Genomic DNA, 25,001 nt, shown 5'->3' on the forward strand with positions numbered 1-25,001 from the left:
TAATATTTTCCGAAAACAGTCCCGGTATTTATCGCCGAAAGCAATCAAGAACGCGGGAGACGGCGCTACAGTCGGTCGGTACCGACGATAAGATTGCCGTCCTCGGTTCGCCCGGTCAGCAGTGCACTGTCCTCGAGTCCGCTGTCAGAACCGTCGAAGTGAACCATCTGTGAGCGGTTGCCGCGTCCGTTGCTGTTTCCGGGTCCGTTACCGTTTCCGCGTCCGTTGCCGTTTCCGCGCCCATTGCCGTTTCCACGTCCATTGCCGCCACCACCTGGCAGATGCACGACATCGCTGCCGTCGCCTGCGGCGACCAGGTCTGGATCGCCAAAGCGAACCGTCTCGTAGTCAACATCGGCAGGGTCGAATTCGTCGCCGCCATGGAGATGGACCGGCACACGTCCGTTGCCCTGTCCCGAGCCGCGAACGTCGATATCGACGAGGATAATCTCGAGGGATTCATCGGTTGGCTCCTCGAGCGAGAGCGACGTTGCGATTTCGTTGTCGCCGACATCGACGGTCAGATCGTACTCGCCGAGGAACGCGGTCACGTCGAACGCGCCGTCGGCGTCCGTTTCGCCCGTTTCGTCGGTCCACCACTCCTCGAAGACGAGGCCGGTGTAGACGTCGTGGGTCGGCTTTGGATTCCAGTCGGCGTCGAACAGCGGCGCGTCGTCCTCCCAGTGTTCGTCGTCCCAGAGACCCCACATGACGAAATCCTCCATGTCCGGATGGCTGTAGACCGTCTTGAGGAACCAGTGGAAGAAGTCGGCTTTGTCCTCCTCGAGCCAGTTCGGATCTGCCATATCGAACTCGGTGATCCGCAGAGCCGCCCCGTCGCCGGCCTCGGCGTAGCGGTCGAGCGTCTCCATGATCTCACCGGGCGTGAGTTGCTCGCTGCGGCTGAAGTGACTCTGCAGGCCGATCCCGCCGAGGTCGACGCCGTCAGCGTCTGCGAGGAACTCGATCTGGCGCTCGTAGTCGTCGCGCGTCCCCTCGTAGGGACCAGCGAGTACGTTGTAGTCGTTGACGTCGAGTGCAACTCCCTCGGGCGCAACGTCGGTTGCCGTCTCGTACCACTCCTCGAGTATCGGCGCTTCGACGGGGTCGACGTCCTCGCCGTCGATGAGTTCTTTCATCTCGGGTTCGTGGATGGCCTCGTTGACCACGTCCCAGTGTTCCATATCGTCGCCGTAGTGCTCGATGATCGTCTCGATGTGCTCGAGCGTGCGCTGTTCGACGTGGGCGGCGTCGCCCTCGTCCATCGCGTCTTCGACGTCTTCCGGGATCGCGTAGGCGTCGCGATTGGCCCACAGACAGGCGTGACCGCGAATATCGAGGTCCTGCTCGAGGACCCACTCAGTCGCCGCATCTGCGGTCTCCTGATTCTCCTCGAAGAAACGCCACTTGTGGTGGTTCTCGAGGACGGTCGTGTTGAACAGATCCGGAATGACCTCCCGGTACTGCTCGCCGTCGGCGTCATCGGTCTGGAGCCGATTTGCGTCGACGGCAGTCCCGAACGTGAACTCGTGGTCTTGCATCTCGAGGTCGACGGCGGCGTCGACAGCGTCCCCATTTGTGTCGGTGACCGAGACAGTGAGATCCGCAGTTCGGTGCTCCTGAATCCGCGCGTCTGCGTCGTCTTCCCAGCCGTCCTCGAGGTCGATCTCTTCGTCCCACGATGGAAGTTCGTTCGGGTCTGCGCCGTTCGCGAAGTCAAGCAGTGCAAGACCGCCGATATCGACTGTCTGGCCTTCGACACCAAGCCAGAACTCGGTCCACCACTCGCCTGCATCCCCGCCACTCTGGAAGCCGATTGGGAAGAAATACCGCTCCCACTCCTGGCCGGCCGAAATGCCGCCGTTCAAGACGTAATTAGCCGATTCATTGTCTGCGTCGGTCGATTTATACGTGATATCTGCGGTCGAGCCACCTGTTCCTGGGTTGCGGATGTATGCGACGCCGAGTAACGTATCGCCGGCTGAGACACCACGGTCCTCGACGGTCGCCTGAAAGTTGATTCCCCACGGATCCAGCGACCCGTCCTCGAGTTCGCCGACCGAAACGCGGGTCGCTTCGGAAAACGGCACGTCCTCGTCCGCTACTGCGAGAGATTCGCGTTCGCCGAGTTCTTCATTTGCCCCGGCGAGATCGTAGGCACTGAACGTCTCGGCTTCGTTTTCTGCATAGACGAAGTGTCCAGGGGCGATCTCGAGTTCCGAGAGTTCATCGACCAGTCCGGCGTAGTATTCGTCATCTGGGTCAGGCCACTCGTCGTAGACGACTTCCTCGCCCTCGTCTTCGTCGCCGCCGTCGTAGTCGTCGCCGATTGCGCCGCTTGGCAGTTCGCTCACATCGATATCTTGTCCGAAGTCGAACAGTGCGAGACCACCGACGTCGACCGTCTGAACGTCGAAGCCGAGGTGAACCTCGATTGTCCACTCGAAGTCGCTGCCCTCGGCTGCAGCGTCGAACTCGATGGGGAAGAAGTATCGCTGCCACTGGGCTGGTGGCTCCTGATGATCGTCACTGACGACCGAATTCCACGCATCGGACTGGTCGTTAGACGCGACGTACTGCGCCGTGGCGTCGCCGTCGGGCGCTCGAAGGTACGCAACACCGAGCATAACGTCGCCTGCCTCGACCGAACGGTACGGATCGCTGGCCCAGTCGGCTGTTCGCAACTGGACGTCCCAGTTCTCATCGGGTTCCTCGGTGATCTCGAACCGAGTCGCGTCCGAGAATGGGACTCCGTCACCGGTGACAGTGAGGGGGTCAGCGGATCCGAAGCCTTCAGTTCCGGCCCAGAACTGGTCGGCAGTTGCCGATTCGCTGTTCCCGAAAACGAACTCAGCTGGCGGCAACCCCATTGCCGACAGGTCCTCGACGAGTAACTGATAGTACTCATCGCCGGGTTCGGGCCATTCTGACTCATCATCGGCACCAACGCGGCCAGCCAGCCCAGCCGTTACCCCGAACGCTCCAATTGTGCCCAGGAGCGGACGCCGACGAATCGAGCCGTCGGATTCTGATTCCCTACTTCCATCGTCGTTCGTGATAGTACGACGCATACTCGCACCCAAAACAACTATGGGTAAAAGATTTTCTATCGTACGAAAATATGATCCCATTATCTATTCCATTCACGAGTAAATTTCTGATGTATTTCCAATAGTGAATATGGCCACATAGAAGCGAAACGAACTCGTGCTCACAGACTGCGGTCTGAGTGGTACGATGGCGTCTCAGGCTTCTACCGATGGTAAAAATCGCTGTCCGTATATCGATCCGCTGACTCCGGCGCTACTGTTACTTCGAAGCGTCGTCGGTTCCGCGAGTTGACTTCGTCAGCAAGCGACCGGCAACAGCACCGAGGCCAACTATCGTCGCGCCGATACCAAAGCCGGGAACACTGTCACTTCCGGACGAATCATCGTCCTGTCCGTCCGCTTCGGATTGGTCAGTCTCGTCGTCCTGATCGTCTGCGTCGGACTGGTCGTCCTCCTCGTCCTGGTCCACAGACTCATCCGTACTCTCTCCATCGTCGTCCGTGCCGTCCTCACTGTCTCCCGCAATATCATTGACGGGACCCGATGGCAACTCGTCGGTGTCGACGTCCTGGCCGAAATGCAACAGGGCAATCCCACCGACGTCGATGGTCTGGACGTCAAAGCCGAAGTGGAACTGTGCCGACCACTCGTATGCGTCGCCGTCGGCCGCTTCTTCGAACTCGATTGGGAAATAGTACCGTCCCCACTCGTCAGTGACCGTCTGCAGATCGTCACTGACAACCGAGTTCCACTGGCCGGACTCCGTGTTCTCGACGACGAACTGAACCTCGCCCTGGCCCTCGGGTGCACGAAGGTATGCAACACCAAGCGCGACATCGCCAGCGTCAACCGAGCGGTACGGTTCGCTGGCCCACTCAGCCGTTCGATACTGGACGTCCCAGTTGCTCGGGGGATCAATAGTGACCTCGAATCGATTCGCGTTCGAGAACGCAACGTCGTCGTCGCTTACGTCGAGGCTCTCGAACGATCCGTAGTCTCCAGCCTCGCCCCAGAACTCGTCGTTCGTCCCAGATTCGGTGTTGTCGAAGACGAACTCCGCCGATGGGAGTCCCATCTCAGAGAGGTCCTCGACAAGCCCCTCGTAGTACGCATCGCCGGGTTCGGACGCTGGTTCTTCCGCGTTCTCTTCGTCCGTTTCTTCTGCATCCTCCTCTTCGGCACTCACGTGGCCGATAGCTGCTGTCGTCAGTCCAGCCACACCGACTGTCTGCAGTACCGAGCGGCGATGAATCGTCACAGCACCTGTTTCCCCACTGCCACCGTCCACCTGTTTTTCAACCATATGAATATCATCATCTTCTGATACTAAAACAGTTCCGGCCAGGCCTGCCGAATTCGGCCGCGACTACGCCTCTACTAGGTAACTGGTACCAAACTACACTCGTCTCGAGACCAAGAAATTAATAATGTTAAATAGGTCTGTCACTGTTCGCCGTCGGACAGTTCGCCAGCACGTCGTTCACAGCCATCTCGAGGCGGGGTTCGACAGCGAGGACCCGCAACGATCCAGTTGCGATAGGGACGACAGAAACAAATCATGCACTGATCGCGATATGATCCTGCGATCAGGTGCGTATAGTAGCCACTGACAGTCAGTGCACACCCAATCGCATGACGGCTATGCGATTGGTGTGTAAACAGTTTCAGTTGTTACTATAGTGACGTCGAGAGCGATGCTCCCTGCTCGAGTCCTGCTTAGACGCTGTCGAACGTCCAGAGTTGGTTATTGTCGCCGTGCCACTCGTACTGCTGAACGTTCGCGCCGTCATCGGTCGAGGAACTTTCGACCTCGAGGGCCTTCTCGGTGTGAACCGGCTGGATGTGGTACTGGCCGCTGCCCTGATCGTTCAGGTAGAAGCGCTGGTTGTCGCCACCGTGGTCTGCGTACTGCTGGACGTTTGCGCCGTCTGACTCGCCGCCAACATCGAGGACGTTGCCGCTGTTGACGTTCTCGATGCGATACGCACCGCCGCCGGTGTCCTCGACGTGCCACTGCTGATTGTCGCCGCCCCAGTACTCATACTGCTGGATGTTCGCGCCGTTGTCGGTGGACTGTCCGGAGACGTCGAGGCCCTTGCCGCTGTTTGCGTTCTGGATGCTGTAGGTGCCATCGGCGAGGTCTCCAGAGGAACCGCCGGAGCCACCGTCATCGCCGCCTGATCCGCCATCATCGCCGCCACCACCGCCACCACCGCCACCGCCGCCGCTGGTTTCGCTGAACGAAACAGAGGCACTGTTGGACCCCTGGTAGTCCCAGGCTTCGACAGCCATAATCTGGTAGTCGTGATTGCCCAACTCGAGGCCGTGGCTTTCCCAGGCATCGAAGTGGTTGCCAATGTTGACGGTGCCGCTGGTGCGGGAGTTCTGGCGGATGCTCCAGTACTGGGTGAACGTCGCCGTGCCTTCGATAGAGGGCTCCTCGATGCGTTCGGACGTCGCGATGTCGTACGTGCCGCCGTCGCTCTGGTGGGTACCATGTTCCTCGTCGCCGGGTCGATAGGTCCCGTAGTTTTCGATGATGTAGTACTCCACGAGCGGATCCGTCGTCCACCCGTAGATGCAGAGATAGGAGTTTTCGGACGGATTGTGCGTCGCGTCGTATTCGATTGTCCGGCTTGCACCGGGATCCCAGCCCATCCCGACGACGAAGTTGCCGGTGTTTTGCCAGTCAACGCTGTAACTGCCGCCGTCCTCGAGGGTCATCGAGACCGTATCGTCGGTGTCGGTCCAGAATGAGACGAACGAGCCGTCGTAGCTGGTCTGTTGGTTCTCGGTGAGCGTTTCCTGAGCGGCAGCTGAGGTCGCCATGGCCCCAATTCCGAGACCAGTCACCGCGGTTGCGCCCGCCGCTTTCATATACTCACGCCGGTCGATCAGTTCATCTGTCGGTGCAGTCGTGCTGTCTGTCTCGTCGTTTGTCATTGTTCTCGTGGTCGTGTCGCCGTGTTCGTTCAATTCGGTACAGCATGGGTGGCACTCCCAACCGATTGGTATGGGTAACCACCGCACTAGAATGACCAACGGCAATTAATGATAAACTTTTCTGAACGTTACTTACTATAATTATAATACATGTTTTGTCATAACATCAACTAGGGACGGTGAGACGAGAATCGGGGTAGTCGACTGGCAACCCACGCTAACGTGCTATCAGAACACTCGAGACGCCCAGTCGAAAAAACAAACCGCAGTTGGCTGCGTTACTCTGCGTCGACTGCCGAGTCCGTATAGTACGTTCGGGCAGTCTTTGGCACGGTCTTCGTGTCCGTGACCTCGAGGTCCTCGGTCGCCTCGATATCTGTCGCGGAGCTTCCGACGCGAATCTCGTATGGGCCTTCCTCAACAGTGAGGTTCATATCGAGATCGTGGAACGCGAGTTGGGTCGTGTTGAACTCGAAGGTGACGCGTTTGGATTCGCCAGCCTCGAGATCGACGCGTTCGAAGCCGAGCAGTTCCTGCACCGGACGGGCCTGACTCGGGTTCGCCGCGTGCGTGTAGAGTTGGACGATCTCGGTCCCGGCGCGGTCGCCGGTGTTCGTGACCGTGACGCTCGCAGTAACCGACTCGAGTGGGGTAGTGCTGTCTGCCGACAGCGACAGGTCGCCGTACTCGAACTCGGTGTAGCTCAGCCCGTGGCCGAACGGATACACCGGGTTGCTGTCGGTGTAGACGTAGTCTTTGTTCGCCGTGTTTGCCTTCCGGTTGTAGTAGACCGGGAGCTGGCCGACCGATTTCGGCAGCGAGACAGGCAGTTTTCCTGCAGGGTTGTACTCGCCGAACAGCGTCTCGGCAATTGCTGGTCCACCCTCGTCGCCCGGCAGCCAGGCGTAGAGAATCGCCGGGGCGTCCTCAGCGATGTCCTCGATTGCGTGTGGTCTCCCACTGACAACGACGACGACGACCGGCGTGTCCGTCTCGAGCAATTCGGTAACGAGATCCTCCTGAACGCCAGGAAGCCCGAGATGGGTCATGTCACAGCCTTCGCCGCTGGTTGGGACGCTTGGTTTCTCTTCTTTGTCGGCATCGACGTCCGAGAAGTCGACCGCGGAGCGAGCGCCGACGAACGCCAGCGCGACATCAGCATCTTCGGCTGCGTCGGTTGCGGCACTGATCTCGTCCGTCGATGGCCCGGAGATCGTACAGCCCTGCTCGTAGGTCACGTCAAGCCCGTCTCGGTCCTCGAGTGCGGAAAGTGGCGTGATGGCGTCGGCTTCGTACTCCTCTTCGGGGTAGTGAGCCGCGTAGGCGTAGTCACCCATGAGCTCTTTCGGATCGTCTGCCTTGGGGCCGACAACGGCGACGGAATCGACATCGAGTGGCAGCAATTCCTCGTCGTTTTTGAGCAGCGTCATGGACTGACGGGCTGCTTCTCGAGTCACGTCGCGGGCCTCGTCGGTGTGGAATGCGTCCGGGGCCGCGTCGGGGTCGACTCGCTCGTCGTCGAAGACACCTTTGCGGAACTTCTCGCGGAGGACACGACGGACTGCCTCGTTGAGCGTCGATTCCGAAAGGTCACCGTCTTCGACGGCGCTGACGAGGTGTTCGCCGTAGTACTCGGTGTAAGGCAGTTCGACGTCGAGACCGGCCTCAATCGAGGCGACGGCACCTTCCTGTTTCGTGTTGATGGTGCCGTGTTCGGTCTCCAAGTGACGAACGCTGTAGTAGTCCGAAACAACCGTGCCGTCGAAGCCGAACTCACCACGCAGCAGGTCGGTCAGGAGCCACTCATTGGTCACACACGGAATGCCGTCGATGTCGTGGTAGGCGTTCATCACCGACTCGGCGTTCGCCTCGCTGATGACGGCCTCGTAGGGGAACAGGTGCGTCTCACGGAGTTCCCGCATGCCGACGTTGAACGAGGAGCGGTTCTTCCCACCGTCAGTCGCGCCGTGGCCGACGAAGTGTTTGAGCGTCGCAGAGATGCCGTCCGCACGACCGTCGCCCTGCAATCCATCCACGTACGCGCGTGCCATCTCGGCGACCATGTACGGATCCTCACCGAAGGTTTCCTCGACGCGACCCCATCGAAGGTCTCGAGCAACGTCGAGCACCGGCGACAGCGCATGCACCGTCCCGATCCCCTCGAGTTCGCCACGGATCGTCTCGGTGACGGTCTGGAGCAGTGCCGGGTTCCAGGTGCTTGCCATCCCGAGCATCTGCGGGAAGGTCGTCGCTTCTGGCCCCATGTAGCCGCTGAGACACTCTTCGTGAGGAATTGCCGGAACACCAAGACGCGTCTCAGTCTCGAGGTACTCTTGCAGTTCGTTCGTGATGCGTGCGGCATCCGCCGGTGCGAGACCGCCCTCGCCACCGATCCGCGTAAGATGGCCGATCCCGTCGCCGAGCCACTCCTCGACGGCGTCCTCGTCGAGTTCGTCATCGTCGGTCAGAATACGCTCTGCGTTGACCGATCCCAACTGTGCGGCTTTCTCTTCGACCGTCATTTGCTCGAGGAGGTCCTCGACTCGAGCCGAAACGGACGCTGTTTCATCCCGATACGTCGCGGTAGGCTGTTCGTCTGTCACATGCTATCCGAAGTGATCGATCATCTTAGTACTTCTGACAGTGGATTCGCGGAACTGATCGGACACTGCTCACTGGAGTACCCACGGCAGCAAGCAAGTTCTGTTATGCAGACGCCAATCTTCCAGGCGTAAACAGAGTTCCATATCGGACAATTACGTTCTCTATAAGAGAATTAGATTCAGATTTAGACAGTAATACTGACCTCCTAAGAACGCCATTTTATTACAAGAGTACCTGTGTAAAGAGGGTGTGGTAAACTCTCGAGAAGGACCGATTAACGTGGAATAGTATCACTAATTGATCGAAGATATACAGAGTACGATGATAAACATAGGGAGAAAACTATTCTCCATCAAAGAACGCACCCGTACATTGGTTCCACGTCACATGGATGACAGACACACAGCACACGCGAAACAACTGGATTAACACCGAAGGCTCGAGGAAACCCAGTAATTTCGAATTGGAAACACAACTAATTATAATTATATATGCAGTGTGTATGTTTCGGTAGGTGATGACGACTGTAATTTCATTTTCCAGAACTAGTATCCAGCGTTGATCTGATTGAATCTATCCCATTATAATTGCGATAGACTGACAATCACTCTCAGAGACGGGACTCCGAAGGCTGCTTGCGGTTCAACAGCGACAGTGTTCTGCCAGACTCACCGAAACAGTAATTTTATTAGGGTAGGCAAGCAGTTCAACAGTATCAATAGACCATGAGTAATTGGCTCCTCAAGCGAATCGGGCAGAGCATCTTGACGGTTGTCGTGGTGTTCCATCTGACATTCGTCTTGGTTCGGCTTATGCCGTCGGACCCTGTACAGGCGATGTTTACGCAGATGATGGCGGATAACCCAGACAATCCGGAACAAGCACGCCAGCTCGTCGAACTATATGTAAGTATCAACCCGCAAGACCCACTGTACATACAGTACATCGACTACATGAGCGCCCTCTTCCAGGGCGACCTCGGGTACTCGATGGCTGAGAACACCTCGGTGAATCAGGTTCTCGCCGAGGCAGTCCCGTGGACGATTTTCTACATGTCCGTGGCGATGGCCATCACGTTCGTGATGAGTATCTGTATCGGCGCGATTATGGCCTACTACGAGGGCACGAAGTTCGACACTGCAATGACCGTCGTGGCGGTCGTCGAAAGTTCGACGCCGTACTACGTCGTTGCACTGTTGTTGTTGTTCGGCTTCTCGTACCAGCTTGGCTGGTTCCCAACCAGCGCCCGATACCCTGGTGGAGCTACTATCGGTCTCAACTCCGAGTTCATTCTCGGTGCGTTCTATCACGCAACGTTACCGATCTTATCAATGGTCGTTACAGGGGCTGCTGCCTCACTTGAGATGCGGGGGAACTCGATCAGTGTCCTCGGATCCGATCACATCCGGGTTGCCCGCCTGCGCGGACTCCCACCAATGCGCATCGCACTCCGATACGTCATGCGCAACGCCTTGCTCCCGCTGTACACGGGGCTTCTCCTGCTCGTGGGATTCATGATCGGTGGTTCGATTGTCCTCGAGGAAATCTTCAATTACCGTGGAATGGGGTGGTATATGTTCGAGGGGGTCAACAACCGTGACTACCCACTGATGGTCGGCGGGTTCATGGTCATCTGTTTCACCGTCGTCATCATGATGTTCATCGCTGACCTCACGTACAGCAAAATTGACCCGCGTGCGAAAGCCAGCGGGGACAACATGGAAGTGTACGGTAGCTCGGCCGGTGTCCCACTTCGGACCCAGCTCAAACGCTACATCAAACGGTTGACCAACAGCAGCAACGAGCCTCGAGCAGACGGTGGCACGGCCCCCCACGCGCTCTTCGGTGATGATACGGTCGATCAAGTGAGTCGCAAGGAGGTCATGTACCGGAAGTTCGACCGCTCGGTGTACGCACCAGTGAAAATCGTCCTGAGTGACTGGCGTGGACTCGTCGGCACGATCCTGACGATGTCGTTCATCTTCATGGGTGTCTTCGGGCCGCGGTTCACCCACAGCCCGACTGCTACCTTCGACTCGTGGGTTTCACCACTGGATGGCAACCTCGCACACCCACTCGGAACGAGTAACACCGGGATTGACATCCTCTCGCTCATCGTCAACGGAACGACGCCAGTGCTCATCATGGTTGCAGTCGGTGCAGTTGTTACTGTGACACTCGGTGTCGCCGTCGGGACGGCAGCCGGATTCCGTGGGGGCGCACTCGACCGCGCGCTCATGACGATTTGTGACATCGTCGTCTCGATCCCAGGTCTCCCACTGATCATTGTCATCGCGGCGATCATTGAGCCGCGTCATCCAGCAATGATTGGTGTCGTCCTCTCCGTTGCCGCCTGGGGTGGCCTCGGACGGGCGATCCGCTCCGAAGTGCTGAAAGTTCGCAGTCAGGAATACGTCGAGGCGTCCCGCGCAATGGGTGTCGGGACCGTTGCAATCGTGATCAAGGATATCCTGCCAAACATCTGGCCATACATCCTGATCAACCTCGCCAACCACGGACGGAACATCATCTTCTCGTCCGTCGCCCTGTACTACCTGGGCTTCCTGCCACGCAGCACCCAGAACTGGGGTGTCCTGCTCGATCAGGCAGAATCGTCTAACGCGCTGTACTCCCTGGGCCAGGTCCACTACATCCTGGCGCCGATGTTCGTCATCATCCTGTTCTCGATGGGGCTGATCCTCATCGCACAGGCACTTGACCGCATCAGCAACCCACGGATCCGCGCCCGTCACGCCAAGTCCGTCGACGACGACGAACCCAAATAACGGCTGACGGCGTTCTCGACTTCGGTTCGATTCATTTTTTGACGGTCTCGTTACAGACTCACAGTCTTCCAACCAGTAGCAACACTTCCTCTAAGACGCTCTGCTCGAGACCACGATCTCCGTGCCTGTGAGTTCTCACCGCGAAAAAAGAACCGACGGGCCGATTTCTCGAGAGAGTATCGACGCTTAGCCCTGATAAGCCTCAGACTCCTCGAGGACGGCCGAGTCTGAGAGGTCCCAGTCCTCGAGATATCCTTCCTGCACAGCGACGAGTTCGGCGAACAGTTCTCGCGCTGCTTCGGTCTGGAGCGTGCGGATCTGTTGGTCGATGAGGAAGCCTTCGAATGCGGCGTCGATATCGCCCTCGCGGGAGGCTTCAATGATGGTCTCAATCGTATCGACGTGGCCCTGAATCAGCGCGCGTACGGGCCGGGGGAAGCCGCCAGCGGCCATCGGTTTGACCTCGTTCGCTCGCACCGTGGCGTTCGTCTCGACGACGGCGTTTTCCTCGAGGTCGGACACCTGCCCGACGTTCGGGAGGTTGATGTTCGTCACGTAGGTGTCTCTGCCGACGAGTGCGCGGAGAATATCGACGAATACCTCGTTGGATTCCTCGAGTTCGAACTCCTTGTCGCCCTCGAGCCAGGCTTCGACGTCGGTCGTCTGGTCGGATTCAGCGGGCGTCCAGTGTTTCGCGCGGTAGTCGCTACCGGTGCGTTTGACGCCCCAGCGGTTGAGTCCCTCCTGGCCGTTCTGGATGAACGAGGTTGCATATTCAACGAGGTGGCGGTCTCCCGCGGCGGGGAGGACGTCGAACCGACGGAACAGTTCCCAGGTTACCTGCCAGTTGTCGACGAAGACGCTTTCATCCTCGAGATCGTCCCAGGTAAACTCCTGGTGACCTTCGTCGCCGTCAACCAGGTCCTCGAGGACGGGCCAGAGGTCGACGCCCTTACAGCGGGCTTCGTCGACCCAGGTGAAGTGGTTGATCCCCTTGACGTTGACCGAGATATCCGAGCGCTCGGCGTCCATATCGAGTTCCTCACGGGCGTAGCGCGCGAGACGATGGCGGGTGCCAAGCACCTCGTGACAGAGACCGAGCGCGTTGATCTCTGGGAACTCATCGTACAGCGCGCGCGTGACGAAGTGAACTGGGTTCGTGTAGTTGAACACCCACGCATCGGGGCAGTGCTCGCGGATTGCAGCGGCGAACTTTCGATACAGTGGGACCGTCCGCATTGCCCGGAAGATGCCGCCGGGACCGATTGTCGCCGCAACGGCACCGTAGATGCCGTAGTCCTCGGGAATATCGAGGTCGTGGACGAACGTCTCTGCCGGATTGTACTGCGTCGAGAGAATTACAACATCGGCGCCGGTCAGCGCCGCCTCGAGTGACTCGACGGCCTCGTAGGACCACTCCGAAGTTGGCTCGACATCGGCATCGCTGTGGACCCAGTTGCCGAATTCGGCGTTTCGCTGTGCGCTTTCGTAGTATTCGTCATACAGTCGGACCTGTCCGTTGAGGTCGGACTGCGCGAGGTCGCGGATCAGATTCGGTGCCCACTGGCGGCTGCCGCCACCGAGATAGGCAATCGTAATGTCGTCGGGGTCGATTGCCGTTTCCGCTGTGACTGCGTGCACTTGTTGTGACATCGTACGGAGGGAGCGTGAGCCATGCTGATAAATACCGGGGTACGAGTAACATCGCCCCATACTCCCGCGAGCGAGTGTTTTCTTGCTGTTTTGTCGAATCTGGAATCTGAAACTCGAGGATGCAGTGGATCAGTACGCTTATGGAATACTGACTGTGAGGGTCACGCATGCAGTACGAGAATCCAGTACTCCCTGGGTTTCACCCAGACCCGAGTATCTGCCGCGTTGGCTCTGACTACTACCTCGCGACGAGTTCGTTCGAGTACACACCCGGCATCCCGCTGTATCACAGTGAGAATCTGGTCGACTGGGATCCAATCGGTCACTGTCTCACTGCCGAGCAACTCGACCTCGAGGATGCAGCGCCCTCGAAAGGTATCTTCGCGCCGACGATTCGCCATCACGAGGGTACTTTCTACGTGGTGACGACGAACGTTTCGGCGGGCGGACACTTCGTCATCAGTGCGGATGAGCCAACCGGCGAGTGGGCCGATCCGCTCTGGATCGATGCGCCGGGAATCGATCCGGACCTGTTCTGGGACGACGACGGCACCGCCTACTTCACGTACCGCAGCGGCCCCGACGGCATCGAACAGGCCGAAATCGACCTCGAGACGGGCGAACTCGGCGAGTCCACACAGCTCTGTCGGCGTCTCGTCTCGGACTACACCGAAGCGCCACACCTCTACGAAGTCGATGGCACCTACTACCTGATCGTCGCGGAAGGTGGCACCCACACCCGGCACATGGTCTGTGCGGCCCGCGCTGACGATCCAACAGGACCGTTCGAACCCTGCCCCGACAATCCGATTCTGAGCCACCGCAGCGTCAGCGGTGCGTACAACCCAATCCAAGCAATCGGCCACGCCGACCTCGTCGAAGCCCACGACGGCTCGTGGTGGCTCGTCTGTCTCGGCATCCGCAAACACAGCGGCCACCCCGGCTGGCACCACCTCGGGCGCGAAACGTTCCTCGCCCCCGTCACCTGGGAGGACGGCTGGCCAGTCGTCAACGACGGCGAGCCACTCGAGGCCGAGATGTCCGTTCCCGACACGGCCCTCGAGACGGGCGAGACCCAGTCCTGGGAGACAACAGCGCCGTTCGACGGCGACGAACTCGGCCCGCTCTGGAACTATCGCTACGCACCCGAAACTGACCGGTACGTCCTCGAAGACGGATCGCTCACGCTCCATGGCGGTCCCGCATCGCTCGATGACCGCGAATCGACGTTTGTCGGCCGCCGCCAGCAACACTTCGACTGTCAGGTCGAAACCGAACTCGTGTTTGACCCGGACGCAGACGACGAAGCCGGCCTCACAGCGATGTACGACGAATCCCATCACCACGAGATCGGCCTGACGCGCCGAGATGGCGAGCGTGTCGTTGTCTGCCGGGCAACGGTTGGTGACATAAGTGAACAACTCGGTTCCGTTCGCGTCCCAGAGGGGACAGTGACCCTCCGCCTCGAGGCCACACAGGACGAGTATCGCTGGACCGTCGAGACGCCGTCCGGAACCGAACACCTTGCGACGACCGTTCCGAAGTACCTCGCGACAGAGGTCGCGGGCGGCTTTACTGGGGTCTATTTCGGACTGTATGCGACAGGCAACGGATCTGCATGTAAGCGGGGCGCTCGGTTCGACTCGTTTGCGTATCGCTCACTGGAATAACGAGCCACGAAAAGCCACATAGCGGAAACCGGCGTTTCAGTCGGTGACAACCGAGACGATCCCATCGAAGTTGAGGATAACACCCTGTGCGGTATCCCCGAAAATCGCCTTCCCGGTCGGCGAGCGCTGTCGACCGGCGATGAAGATGTGATCACAGTCGTACTCGGTTGCTGCAGCGACGATCCGCTGGGCTTCCGGTTCGCCATCGAGAACGACACAGATCGGCTCGTACTCGACCTCGAGTCCATCGAGTTCCTCTTTGGCGATATCTCGAGCGAACTGCCGGCCGCTTTCGTTGATATCCATCGCGGGATACGACGTGCCTTCGACGTCGGCAATCGTCGACATCGTCTCGAGGTCAGCCTCGTACTCGTCTTTATCCATCGTCACGAGCAAGACGAGCGAGCCGTCGACGCCGGCTGCGAGCTCACCCGCTTCTCGAACTAATCGTCTGGCACCATCCGCTGAGTCGACTACAACGAGTGCGCGATCCATACCTCACCCTCTCACTCACTCAAAATAAACATTGTCCCGCGTCTTACCGATTGTTGCGTCAACTGCTGCGATACAGCCGAAACGGTGGGTGTGCCTTAGAAGCTGTCGTAGACGGTCTTTTCGATGGTGTAGAAGTCGATGCCTGCGTCGCCTTGCTCGCGCCAGGTCTCACTCGAGGACTGTTTGAAGCCACCGAATGGGACGTGGAGTTCGAGGCCGGTCGTCTTGTCGTTGATCTTCGCGACACCGGCTTCGATCTCGTCGACGAAGCGCTCGGCTTCCGTGTGGTCGTTCGTTACGATACTCGAGGACAGCCCGTAATCGACGTCGTTTGCCGTCTCGAGGGCCTCCTCGAAGTCCTCGACTTCGATGACGGCGAGCACTGGCCCGAAGACTTCCTCTTGGGCGATACGATAGTCGTTATCGACGTCAGTAAACACGGTTGGCTCGACGAAGTGGCCCTCGTCGAATTCGTCGGGTTGGCCGCCGCCGGTTGCGAGCGTTGCGCCTTCGTTTTCAGCGACTTCGATATAGTCGAGTGTGCCCTCGAGTTCCCTCTCGTTGACCTGTGGGCCCATGTCGGAGTCCTCGCCGGGGCCGATCTCGATGGATTCGGCTTCTGCGACGATGGCGTCGACGAACTCGTCGTAGACATCGGTATGGACGACTGCGCGCGAGGTTGCGGTACAGGACTGGCCGGTGGTTCCGAACGCGCCGTTGGCGATGATTCCGGCAGCCTCCTCGACGTCTGCGGTGTCGCTGACGACCGTTGGGTTCTTCCCGCCGAGTTCGGTCTGGACGCGCTTGCCGTCGTCCGTCGCTTTGTCGTAGATCATGTGGCCAACCTGCCCAGAGCCAGTAAAGGACACGGCATCGACGTCGTCGTGGACGACGAGTTCGTTCCCGACCGTGCTACCGGGGCCGACGACGACGTTTGCGACGCCGTCAGGGAGGCCGGCCTCGTCGAGCGCTTTGAAGATCTCGAGGGCGACGCCGGGTGCGACCTTTGCGGGCTTGAGGACGAGCGTGTTCCCCGTCGCAAGTGCAGGTGCGACTTTCCAGGCCGGAATCGCGATTGGGTAGTTCCACGGCGTGATCAGTGCGGCGACACCGACTGGTTCGTTTTTCGTGTAGAGATTCGTTCGTGGGCCGCTTGCGCTTTTGACCGAGCCACCCATATCGCGGGTTTTCTCGGCGTAGTAGTAGAAGATATCAATCGCACGCTGGACCTCGCCGCCGGCTTCGGCCTGGGTTTTGCCCTCCTCGGCGATCAACAGGTCGGTAATCTCGTCTTTTCGATCCGCAAGAATCGTTGCTGCCTCGCGCAGGATGGCCCCACGCTGTGGCGCTGGCGTGTTTGCCCACTCGTCTTCGGCGGCCGAAGCGGCCTCGACGGCGGCAGTTGCATCGTCGACATCCGCTTCATGATACGTTGCGACCGTTTCGGACGGTGCTGCCGGATTCGCCGTCTCGAAGGTTTCGTCGCTCTCGGTCCACTCTCCGTCAATGTAGTTGTAGTACTCCGCGGCCATAGCTGAACTATCGGCGTGTAGGTATACGATTCTTGTGATTAGGACCAATATCGTTCCGACAGCCACGGACGGCAGCGAGTTGGCTGATGCTGCCCGACAGTCAGCGTGTCGACTCCCTGTCCGGTCGAAACGCGTCGCTGACTGTTGGCCGGTCGTATGCGGTAATAGGGTAGTGTTCCCTCCGTCGCCTGTCGGTTTCGAGACACACACTCGAGGGATCCGAATAATTTATCACCCATGATTGTTTCTCCACAGACGAATGTCAAAGAGTGACAATCGAATCCGGACTCTGTCGTCTCGGAATGGAACGGATAAGAACAAGTACACTCAGTTTATGTCGCGGCGACAAATGCTGGCCGCACAAGGGGCTGTGGGTGCCGCTGCATTAGCTGGCTGTATGGGTGGCGACAGCGATGAAGACCTGCTCGAGGGCACTGGTCTGGAACCGGTTCTCGACGATGTCGATTACAACGAGGACTACGAGGACGAGTTCGAAGTCCTGTATCCATCGGCAGATCTCAACCCGGTCGATGATGACTATATTTTCAATCCGTACCATCCGCGGTGGAACGCCGGCGACCTCGGACAGGAGTTCGGTTTCGAATACCTCGCGGTGTATCACACCGAACGCGGCGAGTACGTGCCACGAATCGCCGAGGACTGGTCAATTGACCCTGACACGCTCCGAACCGAAGTCACCCTCTCGGAGGACTACGGCTGGTCGACAGGCGAATCCATCACCGCACATGACTTCGTCACGGGGTACAAGATAGATGGATACATGGGTCTCGGAATGGAGAACTTCGTCGATATCGAGACCGGAGTCTATGCCGAGGACGACTATACGCTCGTCATTGAACCTCGAGACGAGTATACTGACATGGAAGAGGAGTTGTGGGTCGGCGAATGGGCCGAGATGATCCTGCAGGTCTCCGAGGCCCAGTACGGCCACTTCGTCGAGGAGTTCGAAGACGCAACGACCGATGAGGAGATCGAAAGCGTTCAACAGAGTCTGCTGGAGTACGACGTCAGTTGGGACGAAGTCCTGTATTCTGGCCCCTGGATCTTCGTCGAGGCGAACGAGGAGTTCGCCGATCAGATTCCGAATCCAGAACACCCAATCGCACAAGACTGGGAGTTTTTCCAGCGGATTGGCATCTACGTGGACGAAGAGGGAATCCAATCCGGTGAAGTCGACTGGGGAGACGACAGTCCGGACCTCGACGACGTCCCCAGTATGTACGGCGAAGGACCGTTGCCGTACGACGGACAGTCGTTTGCACTGATCTTCGGGACCGAAGACGAGTACATCCGCGACTATCCCGAAGTGCGCCAGGCTATCGCCCATGCCATCGACATTCCATTCCTCACTGAGACCGCCGCCACGGAAGGGACAGGGTACGACGAGTACTCCACCGGAATCGACTCCCTCTACGTCGAGGACTACGTCGAAACGGACGCCCTCGAGGCAATGTCGAACTACGGGCCAGAAGATACCGACAGAGCCGCGGAACTGCTCGAGGATGTTGGTTTTGAACACGACGGCGACGAGTGGCTGACTCCTGACGGCGACACGTGGACGCTCAACTTCCCAGTCGGTGATTGGTTCGATACTCACTCGGAGATGATCTCCAACAACCTCTCCGAGTTCGGCATCGACATGGACTTCTACGTCGAGGAATTCCCAACGTGGCAGGCAGAAACCCAACAGAACCACGACTACGACATGACCGTCCACCTCAACTACGGGATGGCCCGTGACTACCACCCATACGCCGACTTCGATGCGGTGTTCAACGACAACAACATGGGTCTGTTCACCGAGCGAACTGGCATGATCGAGGAGGAAGTCGAAGTGCCTGAAGTTGGAAACCCCGACGGCGACATGGTCACGTTCGACATTCCCGAGGAACTCGAAGCAATGTCGACGGCCGATTCCGAGGAGGAAGTCATCTCGCATGCGACGAACCTCGCCTGGGTTCACAATCAGTTGCTGCCAGCCGCCGTCTGCTTCCCCTGGGGCGGCGGACACTACTGGGTCAACACCGAAGACTGGGACTTCGACGTCGAGAGCGACGACTGGCTGACCTCGAATCGCCTCACCCACTACCTGCTCCAGAACGGACTCGAGCGAGTCTGATCTCACACTGGCTGGGTCGTCTGAGCGCTGTCTCATACTGCCGGACAAAACGAGCGACAGATTTTCGACCGAACGGCTGGTCGAAAATCTGTACTGACTGTTGTTCGGTAGGATCACTCTCTGCTCGCTGAGAAGCGAGCGTTCCATTTTCACTGTCAGTTATAGTAGCCAACCAAAGTCAGTGCACACCCATTCACACGGCGGGAGCGCGGTTCGGAGCGAACAAAGTGCGCGAGAATCGCGGAAACACGAATAGTGCGAGACCAGCGGTCTCGCATACCATGCGAACGGCGCTTCGCGCCGTGAGCAGACGGAGAGCGAAGCGAGCCGTGAGCTGTGCGATTGATGTGTAAACCGCTTCAGATGTTACTATAAAACTAAGGTCATTGATCGAGAAGAAGGCTATCAGAACATGCGCTACTACCAGCTTCGCGAGGAGGGAACACCACATCTCGCTGTTGAAACTGACGAGACACTATACGATCTCACAGCTGCGCGACCACAACTCCAGACATTTGAGGGACTTCTCGAGACTGCGGCGATCACGGATGACGCCATCGAGACGCTCACCGAGGGATTGCTCGAGGACGCAGCGGTTCGTTCGATGGACGTCCTCGAGAACGGAGCCGTCACAGCGCCGATTTCCTCAGGCGAGATTTGGGCTGCGGGTGTCACCTATCGAATCAGCGAAGAAGCCCGCCAGGCTGAGAGCGAGACACCGGATATGTACATCGACGTCTACGAGAGCGACCGCCCGGAAGTCTTTTTCAAAGCAACGCCGGAGCGAACCGTTGGACCGAAAGCGCCAGTCGGGATTCGCGCTGACTCCGAATGGGACGTCCCAGAGCCGGAACTCGGTGTCGTGCTTGCTGGCGAAGACATCGTCGGCTACACTGTCGGGAACGACATGAGTAGTCGCTCGATAGAAGGGGAAAACCCACTGTATCTCCCACAGGCGAAAGTCTACGACAAGTGCTGTGCAATCGGCCCTGGCATTCGTTCGGCTGACTCTATCGAGGACCCACACGACCTCGAGATGTGGATGACGATCAGCCGCGACGGCGAGGTGCTGTACGACGACTCGACGAACACCGGCAAGATGGTCCGATCCGTCGAGGAACTCGTTGACTGCTATACGGCACACAACGCCGTTCCAGATGTCTCCGTCCTGCTGACCGGCACCTCGCTCGTTCCCGACGAGGACTTTACACTCGAGGAAGGCGACGAAATCGAAATCGGGCTCGAGGATATCGGGACGCTCTCGAACACCGTTGTTGAGGTCTGAGCGACGCACTGTTGGACTCTGAGGGAGGACACAGTCGCCGAGACCTACAACTGAATTTCGTCTACGAGTAGTCTTGTTCTGCGCTATCTCCACGTAGTGGTTGTAAAGGAAACGCAATTCGCCAGCACAGAACAATCTATATGTGTGTTCAAACCATGCATACGCGTATGCCAGAACCGAAACATCCCGTCCGGACGGTCGACAGAACCTTCGAGATTCTTGAAATTATCCAAGAACTCGATGGAGCCGGAATCTCCGAGATCGCCGAACAGGTCGATATCGGCAAGAGCGCAGTCCACAACCACCTGACGACGCTCGCCAATCGCGAGTACGTCGACAAAGACGGCGACGAGTACCACATTGGTCTCTCGTTTCTGGGGCTTGGCGCGTACGCACGCAACCGCACGCCAATCTACGATACGGCCCAGAAGGAAGTCGATAAACTGGCCGATGAAACCGGCGAACTCGTCAATTTACTCGTCGAGAAAAACGGTCGTGGCATCTATCTCTACCAGGCGAAAGGAGAGAACGCGGTCGAACTTGACACCCACGAAGGCAAGCGCGTCCCGCTTCACTGTACGGGACTCGGGAAGGCAATTCTTGGCTTCCGACCGGACGAACAGGTCGAGCAAATCGTCGAGGAGTACGGACTGCCACCGGTGACGAACAAGACGATTACGGACCGAGAGGAGTTCTTCGCCGAACTTGAGGAGGTCCACCAACAGCGTTACGCTGTCGACCGCGAGGAACGACTCAACGGACTGCGATGTATCGCGGCACCGATCACGGACGACAACGACGAGAGTATCGCTGCCGTCAGCGTCTCCTGTCCCGTCCACCGCGTCGGTGACGAACGGTTCTACGACGACCTGCCAGAGGCAGTCCTCGGGACCGCGAACGTCATCGAACTCGAGCACAACTACTCCTGATCGGAGTGCTGGTTTTCAGTGGGCAGGCAGTTTGGCCAGTGAGGGGACGGTGTGGAACACGATTCAATTTTGCTTGCCAGACAGGCGGTACTCGAGAACGCGATCACAGCAATACTCGACCGAGGGCGGGCGAGTACATCACTCTCGAGACGGGTTCTCTCCTGTCGGGTGCCAGCCAGTCTATGAGTGAGATCCGGACAGACACTCCATGAAAGGAACAATTATAGTGTGTGTTGATAACACGCATCTATGGTGAACGTCGCGTTTATCGGCGCTGGTAGTCTCACATTCACGCAAACGCTCGTTCGGGATATCCTCTCGTTTGCCGAGTTACAGGAAACGACGGTCGCATTGATGGATATCGACGCTGAGCGCCTCGAACGAATCGAGGCTGCGACGAACGCGCTGATCGATGAACATGACCTCCCTGCAACGGTTGAGGCAACGACTGACCGACGTGAGGCACTAACCGATGCAGACTACGTCATCACGACGATTCAGGTCGGTGGCGTCAAACCGGTCGAACACGAAGTCGAAATCCCACAGCGCTACGGCATCAACCAGTCCGTCGGCGACACGCTCGGCCCCGGCGGCGTTTTCCGGGCACAGCGGACAATTCCGACGATGCTCGAGATTGCCCGCGACATGGAAGAGCTGTGCCCCGACGCACCGCTCTTACAGCACACCAACCCGATGGCGATGGTCTGTTGGGCGCTCGAGCGCGAAACGGAAATTGACGTCTACGGAATCTGTCACAGTGTTCGCGGGACGGCACACGACATTGCGAACTACGTCGACGTCCCCGTCGAGGACCTCGAGTACTGGGTCGCCGGTATCAACCACATGGCCTGGTTCCTCAACCTCGAATACGAGGGAGAAGACCTCTATCCCGACCTCTACGAGGCGATGGACGACGACGAAATCTACGCCGAAGACGTCGTTCGCTTCGACGTGATGGATCACTTCGGCGCGTTCATCACCGAGTCGAGTCACCACCTGAGCGAGTACTTGCCGTACTTCCGACATACACAGGACGAGATCGACCATCTCGTCGAGCGGAGTGCCTACGATCCCGACGAAACCGAGTTCGAATACTCGCCCGTGTGTTGGATGCCGACCGGCGAGTACCTCGAGCACTGGCGCGCACGGGATCCAGCCGACGCATTCGACCTCGACGAGATCGATCTCTCGCTCGAGCGCTCGGGCGAGTACGCCGCCCGAATTATCCACTCCATTGAGACGGACGAAGTGCGCCGGATGAATCTCAACGTGCCGAACGACGGCCGACTGATCACGAACCTGCCCGACGATGCGCTCGTCGAGGTGCCATGTCTCGTCGATGGAACCGGGGTTCGCCCCTGCAGCGTCGGTAATCTCCCGCCGCAGTTGGCCGCGCTCAATCGCACGAACGTCAACGTACAATCGCTGGCCGTCGACGCCGCTGTTGGGGCTGACGAGGACGCGCTGCGGCGTGCGGTCAAACTCGATCCGCTGACCAGCGCTGTCTGTACGCTCGAGGAAACCGACGACCTGGTCGACGACCTACTCGAGGCGAACGCCGAGTACCTGCCAGCGTTTGAGTGAACGCGAAAAATCGAGTTCGACTATTACTCGAGGCTGATACGCGAGCGGAACTCGGGGACGCCACTGGGGCCGACATCAGGGACGCGGAACAGAGCACCTGCGCCGTCGCCTTCCGCCTCGCGGTCGTTGTCAGTGAGTGCAGTCGTCAGGTACAGGTCTTCGTACGCCGGTCCGCCGAAGGTCGCCGAGGATACTTTCCGTGCTGGGAGATCGATCTCCTCGAGCACCTCGCCGTCGGGGCTGTAGCGGACGACGCGGCCGCCGTCCCAGCGGGCCGACCAGATATCGCCGGTTTCGTCGACGGTCATTCCATCCGGAATGCCGTCGTCGGTCGGCACGTCGACGAACGACCGCTGGTTCGACAGTTCGCCGGTCTCGCGGTCGTAATCGAACGCGTAGATGACGTGTTCCTCGGATTCGGTGAAGTAGAACGTCTCGAGGTCGTCGGTAAAGCCCATGCCGTTGGGGATGTCGACGTCTTCGACGACGAGCGTCACGCTGCCGTCGGGGTCGAGGCGATAGAGGTCGCCGAGTTCGTCCTCGCCGGGCATCGTCCCGCAGAAAACGCGGCCTTCGGGGTCGGCGATGACGTCGTTAAAGCGGGTGTCGGCGTCGTCGACTTCGGCGACCGGTTCGGCCTCGTCCGCGCCGGGCTCGAGGCGGCTGACGGTGCCGTGGGTGAACAACAAGAGCGCGCCGTCTTCTTCGATGGTGTAGCCGCCGAGAGGCGCCCCAGCAGTTTCGTAGACGAGGTCGTACTCGTCGGTCTCGGGATCGTACGCAAAGAGCTTGCCGTTGGGGATGTCGACCCAGTACACCAGTTCTTCCTCGGGATGCCACAGCGGCCCTTCGCCGGTGTGAGCGGTCGTGTCCGCGACGCGTTCGTAGCGTGTCATAGCTAATCGTTCCGCGCGTCCGTACTTGAATCTAGTTTTCCTGTCGTCTCGAGCGGACACTCCCTGTTACAACTCGAGGAGGAATCAATCCGTAACCTCTCGAGTTCACAGGTATTTTGTTCAGTGATATAGTTGGGTCTTCAAGGACGAACTCGAGAGGGAACGTCTCTTCTTCCAGACACCCAGATACAAACAAATAGGAGTATATAGTAGATATATTTGAATTAGTGGGGTAATAGGGGCAATTACGCCCTTTACCAATTCTTTTCTCTCCGAATGTCAACCACCAACTGTTCTGTCAAACATCATAGTTTATCTCCTACCTATTCGAAGTATAGCTACACAATCTCTTATTTAGACAGAGACGATCACTGGAGAGCTATCGAACAAAAAGAGCGAGTCAGTGATCGTCGACGACGGGACTACAGCGTGTCCAAAATCCCAAGCACGCGCTCTTCGGCATCTCGATCCGGCCCATTCTCGAGGCCGTCACGATCACTCTCGAGGTGATCCTCGACGGTGCGTGCCATCGCCTCCTCGAGCGGAGTCGATTCCCAGCCGAGGGCCTCGAGTTTGGCTGTCGACAGGATGTGCGGGTAGTCCCGATAGAGAACGTAGTCGTCGGGCGAGATCCCGCCAGCCTCGAGTTCGCGTGGGCCAGCGTGGACGACGTCGACGCTCGTGTCTAACTGGGCAGCGATCAGTTCGAGCATCTCCTCAAGCGTAACGAGTCGCTGGTCGCCGGTGTTGTACACCTCGCCGGGGTCGCCGCGTTCGGCAATGATTCGCAGCGCGCTCGCAACGTCCTCGACGTAGACACGGTGCCAGACGTTCGTGCCGTCGCCCGGGATGACAACGCGGTCGAAGCGATTAACGCGGTCGATCCAGAAATCCAGCCGTTCGGAGTAGTCGTGTGGCCCGTAGACGATTGGCGGGCGAACGGCCATCGCGTTGACCCCCTCACCTGCTGCGGCGGCGATTGCGCGGTCTCCCTCGGCTTTGCGCTTGCCGTAGGTCGCCTGTGAGTCGTCGGTCGCTTCCTCGGTCGTACAGGACTCGAGTGGCGTCTCGTCTTCGCGTTTTGGGATCTCCTCGCGCCCGTAGGCCGCGCCGCTCGAGATGTAGACATAGGCCTCGCAGTCGGCGAAAATCGTCGTCGCCGCGCGAACATCTCGCGGGTAGTAGGCGACACAGTCGAAGACAGCATCCGGGTCAGCGGTCATCGCCGCGGCCTCGAGTGCGGAGTCGTTCGTCCGGTCGCCTTCGATATGGCCGACGCGGTCGTCGTCCGCGAACGGATTGTCGTGGTTCCCGCGATTGAAGATCGTTACGTCGTAGTCGGCCTCGAGTAATTCGGAGACGAGATGGCGACCAATAAAGCGCGTGCCGCCGATAACGAGTGCGCTGTCCATACTCGCTCGTCGTCGCTGTGGG

At 58.7% G+C, this 25,001-nt stretch carries 15 protein-coding genes; 6 read left to right on the forward strand and 9 right to left on the reverse strand.

The annotated features are described in order from the left end of the window. Nucleotides 1–65: 65 nt before the first annotated feature. The 4 genes from B2G88_RS09935 to B2G88_RS09950 all read right to left on the reverse strand — a co-directional run bounded on the left by B2G88_RS09935 (nucleotide 66) and on the right by B2G88_RS09950 (nucleotide 8,515). Nucleotides 66–3,071 (reverse strand): endo-1,4-beta-xylanase, encoded by a 3,006-nt coding sequence (locus B2G88_RS09935; protein WP_176393211.1) that lies wholly within the window; start codon nucleotides 3,069–3,071, stop codon nucleotides 66–68. A 238-nt stretch (nucleotides 3,072–3,309) separates the two neighbouring features. Then, nucleotides 3,310–4,353 (reverse strand): hypothetical protein, encoded by a 1,044-nt coding sequence (locus tag B2G88_RS09940; RefSeq protein WP_087714680.1) that lies wholly within the window; start codon nucleotides 4,351–4,353, stop codon nucleotides 3,310–3,312. A gap of 413 nt (nucleotides 4,354–4,766) precedes the next feature. Beyond that, nucleotides 4,767–5,993 carry a glycoside hydrolase family 11 protein gene (locus B2G88_RS09945; protein ID WP_087714681.1) on the reverse strand — a complete coding sequence of 409 codons (1,227 nt, stop codon included), beginning with the start codon at nucleotides 5,991–5,993 and terminating at the stop codon, nucleotides 4,767–4,769. 278 nt (nucleotides 5,994–6,271) lie between these two features. After that, a complete protein-coding gene (locus tag B2G88_RS09950; protein ID WP_054862949.1) occupies nucleotides 6,272–8,515 on the reverse strand; it encodes a glycoside hydrolase family 3 N-terminal domain-containing protein in 2,244 nt (747 codons plus the stop codon). Nucleotides 8,516–9,322: 807 nt separating this feature from the next. On the opposite strand from B2G88_RS09950, the gene B2G88_RS20135 reads away from it, so the two are divergent. Next, complete coding sequence (locus tag B2G88_RS20135; protein ID WP_176393212.1) at nucleotides 9,323–11,383, forward strand: ABC transporter permease subunit; 2,061 nt, start codon at nucleotides 9,323–9,325, stop codon at nucleotides 11,381–11,383. A 186-nt stretch (nucleotides 11,384–11,569) separates the two neighbouring features. Here B2G88_RS20135 and B2G88_RS09960 read toward each other — a convergent pair whose 3' ends face one another. After that, nucleotides 11,570–13,036 carry a family 4 glycosyl hydrolase gene (locus B2G88_RS09960; protein ID WP_087714682.1) on the reverse strand — a complete coding sequence of 489 codons (1,467 nt, stop codon included), beginning with the start codon at nucleotides 13,034–13,036 and terminating at the stop codon, nucleotides 11,570–11,572. A gap of 167 nt (nucleotides 13,037–13,203) precedes the next feature. Between B2G88_RS09960 and B2G88_RS09965 the strand changes: the two genes are divergently transcribed. Continuing rightward, nucleotides 13,204–14,706: a glycoside hydrolase family 43 protein gene (locus B2G88_RS09965; RefSeq protein WP_087714683.1), complete on the forward strand. Its 1,503-nt coding sequence runs from the start codon at nucleotides 13,204–13,206 to the stop codon at nucleotides 14,704–14,706. A 36-nt stretch (nucleotides 14,707–14,742) separates the two neighbouring features. Here B2G88_RS09965 and B2G88_RS09970 read toward each other — a convergent pair whose 3' ends face one another. Then, nucleotides 14,743–15,201, reverse strand: coding sequence for a universal stress protein (locus B2G88_RS09970; protein ID WP_054862944.1), 459 nt, complete (start codon nucleotides 15,199–15,201; stop codon nucleotides 14,743–14,745). A 95-nt stretch (nucleotides 15,202–15,296) separates the two neighbouring features. Continuing rightward, nucleotides 15,297–16,733 carry a 2,5-dioxovalerate dehydrogenase gene (xacF, locus tag B2G88_RS09975; protein ID WP_087714684.1) on the reverse strand — a complete coding sequence of 479 codons (1,437 nt, stop codon included), beginning with the start codon at nucleotides 16,731–16,733 and terminating at the stop codon, nucleotides 15,297–15,299. Nucleotides 16,734–17,082: 349 nt separating this feature from the next. Here xacF and B2G88_RS09980 point away from each other — a divergent pair, with 349 nt between their 5' ends. From B2G88_RS09980 to melA, 4 genes are all read left to right on the forward strand, one after another. Beyond that, the gene (locus B2G88_RS09980) at nucleotides 17,083–18,873 is read left to right on the forward strand and encodes an ABC transporter substrate-binding protein (protein WP_087714685.1); all 1,791 of its coding nucleotides are present in this window, start codon (nucleotides 17,083–17,085) and stop codon (nucleotides 18,871–18,873) included. A 412-nt stretch (nucleotides 18,874–19,285) separates the two neighbouring features. Further along, the gene (locus B2G88_RS09985) at nucleotides 19,286–20,158 is read left to right on the forward strand and encodes a fumarylacetoacetate hydrolase family protein (RefSeq protein WP_054862946.1); all 873 of its coding nucleotides are present in this window, start codon (nucleotides 19,286–19,288) and stop codon (nucleotides 20,156–20,158) included. Nucleotides 20,159–20,325: 167 nt separating this feature from the next. Then, the gene (locus B2G88_RS09990; protein ID WP_087714686.1) at nucleotides 20,326–21,087 is read left to right on the forward strand and encodes an IclR family transcriptional regulator; all 762 of its coding nucleotides are present in this window, start codon (nucleotides 20,326–20,328) and stop codon (nucleotides 21,085–21,087) included. A gap of 249 nt (nucleotides 21,088–21,336) precedes the next feature. Beyond that, on the forward strand, nucleotides 21,337–22,671 hold the full coding sequence (gene melA, locus B2G88_RS09995; protein ID WP_087714687.1) for an alpha-galactosidase: 1,335 nt from the start codon (nucleotides 21,337–21,339) through the stop codon (nucleotides 22,669–22,671). Nucleotides 22,672–22,694: 23 nt separating this feature from the next. Here the strand turns inward: melA and B2G88_RS10000 are convergent, their stop codons facing one another. Both B2G88_RS10000 and B2G88_RS10005 read right to left on the reverse strand, forming a co-directional pair. Further along, nucleotides 22,695–23,567: an SMP-30/gluconolactonase/LRE family protein gene (locus B2G88_RS10000; RefSeq protein WP_054864068.1), complete on the reverse strand. Its 873-nt coding sequence runs from the start codon at nucleotides 23,565–23,567 to the stop codon at nucleotides 22,695–22,697. A 422-nt stretch (nucleotides 23,568–23,989) separates the two neighbouring features. Continuing rightward, entirely contained in the window at nucleotides 23,990–24,979 is a 990-nt protein-coding gene (locus tag B2G88_RS10005; protein WP_087714688.1) for an NAD-dependent epimerase/dehydratase family protein, read from the reverse strand. Nucleotides 24,980–25,001: the final 22 nt, after the last annotated feature.

The sequence above is a fragment of the Natronolimnobius baerhuensis genome, assembly GCF_002177135.1.
GTDB classification, from domain to species: Archaea; Halobacteriota; Halobacteria; order Halobacteriales; family Natrialbaceae; genus Natronolimnobius; species Natronolimnobius baerhuensis.

Excerpts from the sequence above, each read along its gene's own strand:
- B2G88_RS09945 (WP_087714681.1), bottom strand. The coding sequence starts at position 5,993 with ATGACAAACGACGAGACAGACAGCACGACTGCACCGACAGATGAACTG.
- B2G88_RS09935 (WP_176393211.1), bottom strand. The coding sequence starts at position 3,071 with ATGCGTCGTACTATCACGAACGACGATGGAAGTAGGGAATCAGAATCC.
- B2G88_RS09985 (WP_054862946.1), top strand. The coding sequence starts at position 19,286 with ATGCGCTACTACCAGCTTCGCGAGGAGGGAACACCACATCTCGCTGTT.
- B2G88_RS10005 (WP_087714688.1), bottom strand. The coding sequence starts at position 24,979 with ATGGACAGCGCACTCGTTATCGGCGGCACGCGCTTTATTGGTCGCCAT.
- xacF (WP_087714684.1), bottom strand. The coding sequence starts at position 16,733 with ATGGCCGCGGAGTACTACAACTACATTGACGGAGAGTGGACCGAGAGC.
- B2G88_RS09950 (WP_054862949.1), bottom strand. The coding sequence starts at position 8,515 with ATGACGGTCGAAGAGAAAGCCGCACAGTTGGGATCGGTCAACGCAGAG.
- B2G88_RS09965 (WP_087714683.1), top strand. The coding sequence starts at position 13,204 with ATGCAGTACGAGAATCCAGTACTCCCTGGGTTTCACCCAGACCCGAGT.
- B2G88_RS10000 (WP_054864068.1), bottom strand. The coding sequence starts at position 23,567 with ATGACACGCTACGAACGCGTCGCGGACACGACCGCTCACACCGGCGAA.
- B2G88_RS09960 (WP_087714682.1), bottom strand. The coding sequence starts at position 13,036 with ATGTCACAACAAGTGCACGCAGTCACAGCGGAAACGGCAATCGACCCC.
- B2G88_RS20135 (WP_176393212.1), top strand. The coding sequence starts at position 9,323 with ATGAGTAATTGGCTCCTCAAGCGAATCGGGCAGAGCATCTTGACGGTT.
- B2G88_RS09980 (WP_087714685.1), top strand. The coding sequence starts at position 17,083 with ATGCTGGCCGCACAAGGGGCTGTGGGTGCCGCTGCATTAGCTGGCTGT.
- B2G88_RS09990 (WP_087714686.1), top strand. The coding sequence starts at position 20,326 with ATGCCAGAACCGAAACATCCCGTCCGGACGGTCGACAGAACCTTCGAG.
- melA (WP_087714687.1), top strand. The coding sequence starts at position 21,337 with ATGGTGAACGTCGCGTTTATCGGCGCTGGTAGTCTCACATTCACGCAA.
- B2G88_RS09940 (WP_087714680.1), bottom strand. The coding sequence starts at position 4,353 with ATGGTTGAAAAACAGGTGGACGGTGGCAGTGGGGAAACAGGTGCTGTG.
- B2G88_RS09970 (WP_054862944.1), bottom strand. The coding sequence starts at position 15,201 with ATGGATCGCGCACTCGTTGTAGTCGACTCAGCGGATGGTGCCAGACGA.